Here is a 5,476-nt window from a genome sequence, read left to right as displayed (position 1 = left end):
GTACATAATTAAAGACTATTTCTTACTTTTTCATCAAGCATTACATAAAAACACCCAAGAATTATCAAAGATTCTCCTTCGTCTGTTTAACCTCCTACAGCGAAACGGACGAAAATCTCACAGATATGAGAAAAAAACAGTCTTTGATATTTTAGGTGTTGTGTATGAGTATACCACTTCTGCCCATCAGGTAGCATAGCGAAAAATTTGAAACCCGTCAGGGTTTATTTGATGTGCCTACTTTTATGCTATCTATAAAAGATAATAAAAGACTACGTGAAAAAACCACATTTTGTATAAAAAGATACCTTAAGTTGATGGATGTGGGGTCCCACCACATTGATATCAAACTAAGGTTGCACCAGGAAAACCTCAGAAGAAAAGCTCACTCCTTATATAAAAATAGATAAAGAGTGAGCTTTTTTTGGCTATCGATAATGATAGGTTAATTTTACATGTATACGAGATTTATCATTATTCATCATGAACTTTTATTGATGGTATTTATATATATATTTACTCATAAGAATGGAACTAGCTTAGTATTTACTGGGAGGGATTAAGAATGAATAGGGATGAAACCTCATTACATCCTGATACAGGTGTTACGTCTGTAATGTTTGTTGAACGTTCATTAAATGAAATTCGTTTTTGGTCTAGAATCATGAAGGAGCATTCTTTTTTTCTTCGATTGGGGTTTAGATGCGAGGATACCCAACTAATCGAAGAGGCTAATCAATTTTATCGATTGTTTGAACATATCGAACAAATAGCGTATTCCTATACAAATGAAACAGATCCTGGGCAAATAAAAAGATTTAATTCAGAAGTACAACAAGCCGCAACTAATATTTGGGGATTTAAACGAAAAATTCTAGGATTAATTCTCACATGTAAATTGCCAGGACAAAATAATTTCCCACTGTTAGTTGACCATACAAGTAGGGAAGCTAATTATTTTAGAAAACGTTTAATTGAATTAAATGAAGGTAAATTAGATGCCCTTCCTGATGCTATTATTAAAGAAAATGTTTTCTTTTTAAGGATTATGGCAGACCATGCTAAATTTATTGGTCATCTTCTTGATCCATCAGAAAGAAAGCTTGTAGATACAGCCCGGAATTTTAGCAATGATTTTGATGAATTGATGTATCAAGCAATTGACTTAGAATCTATGAAACCACAATCCCAAACAGTTCCTCTTTTAGATCAATTTTTAGATCAAAATCGTGTGTCAGTTACATCTCTTCGGGATTTTAAGAAAACGGCACGTGATTTAATTGAGCAATGTAAAATAAAGAGTATCATTCATCCATTATTAGCAGACCATGTTTTTCGTGAAGCTGATAGATTTCTTGAAATAATTGATATGTTTGATACTCATCTTACAAATATTAAATCACAATCTAAATAGTAGAAGATAAGGAAAGATACTATTTTGCCTTAAGCTGAGAAGTTAACAATTTATTGTTAGCTTCTTTTCCTTGTGATGGATTCATACGTTATTTTATTAAATATTCCCAAAGGGATTTTTAACCCCTTTGTTTATAGTCTTCCGTTCGCTTTACTTTCTCTTTTTGAATGGGAGTGACTTTTAAGCTCTCATAAGGACTTCTTAACCAACCCACAAACTCTATTAAATCTTCTAACCTAATACACTTATAATTTTTATTAGTTATTCTAAGTAAGTAAAAAAATGTTTTAAGGAATAACAATATGTTTTTTGAGTATTAGGGCTTTTTCCTGTCTTATCTAAATACTTTATATATATCATAACTGGCATTACAGGTAATCCCTCTTGTTCCAGTAATATGTATCTCTTGTTGTTATTCTCTATGAGAACCTCTTGTACCCTCATAACACTCACCCCTTAAAATAATATTAAAGCTTGGCCTAAAGATCTTACTACGTCCCACACTTTTAATATACAAACTTTTCTGAATGTAGCGTAGATATTGAACTATATTTTCAATATCTGTATAACTAATCTAATATGTATAAGAAAAGAGGATATACGCCCATATATTGAACATAATATCCTCCTATTAGTTTAGTCTATTTAAAGAAATTTATCTGTGTTTTTTTGTTTTATCTAGATTTCTTTAAATTATTTCTAACCGCACTTCCCGAAAGAATTCTCCTTACTCAAGCGTGTGCAAGACGATAGCCCAAAGGTAAGTGGAAGATGAATTTCGGTTGGCGTAAGCCAACATATTTGCTACCATATACTTTTGTACAAATTGCTCTTTCAAAACTGAAGATATAAGGTTGTTGTAGGAAATTCGTTTACAACGTAAAATCTTCAACGTTCTATCGTCCTGCGCTACTGAAATATGTGAAAACCAGGCGAAGAAAGTAGCGTATATGTGTCTAACGTACTCATACTATTTTTAGGGGGAGGGACTACCCTGTTAGCTTGGTCAACATAAGTGGCTAGTAAAAATCACTTACTTCCCACTTAGCTCCCACTTCAAGCGTCAGCTAAGTGGTGAGTAGTTCACTAACTTCACATTTCAATAGGAGAAACCCTATTGATACAAAGTTTTTTATCTTAACATTGTAAATCTGCAAAATCCTGACGCCACTCCTAAAACTAGCAAAAAAGTGTTAAATTAACGCTCTTTTATACTTTCTTTAATTACAGATTGTTTTTATCATTGTTTAAAATGTGTTATAAACCTGTTCACAAGTTGCGGCTGTTGGTTGAAAAAAACAGTGTTTTTTATAACGCCCGACAAAAGGCTGATTATACCATTGTTGAGGACAATCACCTGGTGGCCTAAAATACCATAAACTAAATTTCCCAGGCCAGTACCTCTCTCCATTGATTACTCGACGAGCTAAGCGTTTTTCACTTTCTCTTGCTCTTTGATAGAAATAACCGTGAGTAACAGCTTCAAATGCGTGTTCTTGGTAAATCATTTGTCTAATGGTACGAAGATTTTTAAAATCGGAACAATTGGCTCTTATTCGGTTAATTCCTACATTTCCGACGAGCAACATACCCTGAATTCCTTCTCCTTCGGCTTCTGCTCTCAGTAATCTTGCTAAAAGTGCAATATCTGCATCTGTCGCGTTAACAACCCCCATGATTTCACCTCCATTATATTTTCTTCTTATAGTATTGCTTATTAGTCAGGATAATGACTTTTTCACATAATATAGATCGTTATGTGAAAAAGTATGAAAGATAATTACTCTTGAACAGGAAGGATGATGGTACTTGAATATGGACTCTTTCATGGAAGGATTTGTATTGTCATTGGTATGGGTCTTAAAGATGGAACGACAGGTGAAGAAGAATTGCTAAATAAACTCATGAATAGAGGTATTTATAAGGATTATGTAGTTTCAATAGTTGAGGTTACTTATTTACATTTACTTTTGAGAAATATGATTCAAGTTAGTATTTTATCTTTTTCCGACATGCGTCTCCTCAAAATAAATAGAGAGACACTTGTCTCTCTTCAAAAAGTACTTTTGGGAATTTTAAATTGTCCCTCTTAGTATCAAACCTAGAACGGCCATAATTATCGTACTGATAATAATCCGTAAAATCCAAGAGGTATTCGTGCTGATTTTTTCTAATTGCTTATTAATTGTAGAAATGTCTTTCTCGTTAATTATTATTCGAGTTTCTAAATTACGAATATCACGCATGATCTCTTTTTGTTCTGATTTTAGACTATCAATTTTCACATTTAAGTCTTCCATATACTCACATCCCTCTAATATCTTAATAGAACAATCCTTATATGTTATGAGACAACCTTTAACGGTGTGAATGTATACGAGTTATTTCCATGTTGAATCTTTATTTTATACATCTTTCCCAATCGTATTTATCATTACTAAACTAGTACAAGCATTTGTTAATTGACCGATGGTTGTACTAATTAATCATATTCGGTTGTTTTGTTAGAACTTCAATCGAATCTCAACTACATTCTTCATATTTAAGTATTATCAATAAAGAGTTTAGAAAATCCATGAACAAAAAAACGAGTGCTGTGAAGAAAAACGCTCTTTCAAAGGATTTCACCAATTTCTACGGTTATTACTGCCTCTATGTCTGCGCCTACAGAACATTAAATGCCCATTTTGTTCAATAAAAAGAGAGCATCCAGGGCGGTGGATACTCTTAATGTGATAAGGAGTTTTAACTGAAAATCGGAATAAAGGTGGAGCGGTTAAGCTCGTCCTATACTTTAATATATGCTTGTTCTTCTCGAAAGGTGAAAAGTAAAAAGTAAAAAGACACCTTAATTAGGTGTCTTTTTGGTGTATAAGAGGTAGCTACCAGGAAAAGACCTTTCTGTATCATTATATGATTATCAATTCTCGTTATACCTAAAATGGCTTTTAAATACGTTTATTGTGTATTTTGATAGTAATTGATTTTGTCGCGAATAGCGGACGCAATAAATTCTTCAATAGTGCTGTTTGTTTCTTCGACTATTTTATGAATAGCTTGATATTCTTTACTGGATATCGTAACTGGTTTTGTCACGCTGCTGCTATCTAAATACACACTATTATTAACGCGTTTTACTAATCTTCCTTCTATTAAATATGGTGATAAACTTTCAATCCATTCCATTTGCATACCCATTGGTAATTCAATAAGAGATTGGCGTACATCAAAATACCAAAAGCCTGCTTCTTCTGAAATTTTCAAATTTCTTGGTGAGACATACTGTAGAATCAAGTCAACCAGCTGAAAAGAACTACTACGTAATTGATCAGACTTAGGTATACGAAACTTAACAAACCTTTGATGATGGCTACGAGGTTTATCATATAACTCGTATGCAGGTTCATATCCCGATTTTTTTGCTTCTTTTAAGGTGAATTCACTTTCAAATTCATCAATTAGTGTAATATCTCCACGCTTAGGGATAGTAATGACTCTTGCTATTGTATTCCCCTGGATATATCTTTGGAAAAGTACAGTATGATACTTTTGAGAGAATGTATACATTGCATTCGATTGATCCAATCGATGTACAAGCTTGCCTAACTCTTCTTCTTGAAGGAATTTAGTCTCACGGTTACGATATTCCTGTATAGTAGCTGTCAATTCTCCATCTTCTAACCATTTTTCTAATTGATATGTACTTATATCGTATTTTTTACTAGCCTGGTATAAAGTAAGACCTTCTATCTCCCTTTCCTTTTTAATTGAGTCTACATCCTCTTTTCTAAAAAGGAAACTCCCATCTAATCGCCATGTATCTTTATTGATTGGAATTAATTGTCCCTGCTTCATAAGATTATTAACAACGAAACTACTAACGCTTAAATACTCCTTTACTTCCGTTGTATTCATATTGATTGGTTGATTCTCATTCATATTATTTCTCCTTTCATTTAATTTGTATTTTTTAAATAGATTATCCTATTTTAATTTAAAACTTAAGAAATATATAACTGTAATTTATTATATCACAGGTAATGTTCAAGTTATTTATAAAGG

The 5,476-nt window shown here is 32.6% G+C and carries 5 protein-coding genes and 2 pseudogenes; 3 read left to right on the top strand and 4 right to left on the bottom strand.

Annotation, left to right across the window (positions count from 1 at the left end; all coding sequences use genetic code 11):
- Together AC1DTM_RS17365 and AC1DTM_RS17360 are read left to right on the top strand one after the other, a co-directional pair.
- Positions 1-199: pseudogene (locus AC1DTM_RS17365) on the top strand (IS4 family transposase); the annotation flags it as partial.
- A gap of 366 nt (positions 200-565) precedes the next feature.
- A complete protein-coding gene (locus AC1DTM_RS17360; protein WP_016103965.1) occupies positions 566-1,414 on the top strand; it encodes a DUF2935 domain-containing protein in 849 nt (282 codons plus the stop codon).
- Between the two features lie 139 nt (positions 1,415-1,553).
- Here AC1DTM_RS17360 and AC1DTM_RS17355 read toward each other — a convergent pair.
- Positions 1,554-1,858: pseudogene (locus AC1DTM_RS17355) on the bottom strand (site-specific integrase); the annotation flags it as partial.
- Positions 1,859-2,661: 803 nt separating this feature from the next.
- A complete protein-coding gene (locus AC1DTM_RS17350) occupies positions 2,662-3,090 on the bottom strand; it encodes a cell wall hydrolase (RefSeq protein WP_016103966.1) in 429 nt (142 codons plus the stop codon).
- A gap of 123 nt (positions 3,091-3,213) precedes the next feature.
- Between AC1DTM_RS17350 and AC1DTM_RS17345 the strand changes: the two genes are divergently transcribed.
- Positions 3,214-3,507 (top strand): hypothetical protein, encoded by a 294-nt coding sequence (locus AC1DTM_RS17345; protein ID WP_229183383.1) that lies wholly within the window; start codon positions 3,214-3,216, stop codon positions 3,505-3,507.
- Here AC1DTM_RS17345 and AC1DTM_RS17340 read toward each other — a convergent pair.
- Together AC1DTM_RS17340 and AC1DTM_RS17335 are read right to left on the bottom strand one after the other, a co-directional pair.
- Positions 3,490-3,714, bottom strand: a complete 225-nt coding sequence (locus tag AC1DTM_RS17340) for a hemolysin XhlA family protein (RefSeq protein ID WP_002151817.1) — start codon at positions 3,712-3,714, stop codon at positions 3,490-3,492. The genes AC1DTM_RS17345 and AC1DTM_RS17340 overlap by 18 nt on opposite strands.
- A gap of 658 nt (positions 3,715-4,372) precedes the next feature.
- Positions 4,373-5,353 carry a hypothetical protein gene (locus AC1DTM_RS17335; protein ID WP_016103968.1) on the bottom strand — a complete coding sequence of 327 codons (981 nt, stop codon included), beginning with the start codon at positions 5,351-5,353 and terminating at the stop codon, positions 4,373-4,375.
- Between the last annotated feature and the right edge of the window lie 123 nt (positions 5,354-5,476).

This window comes from Bacillus sp. P4_D3 (assembly GCF_056401855.1).
This window is presented reverse-complemented; position numbering and strand designations above follow the sequence as displayed.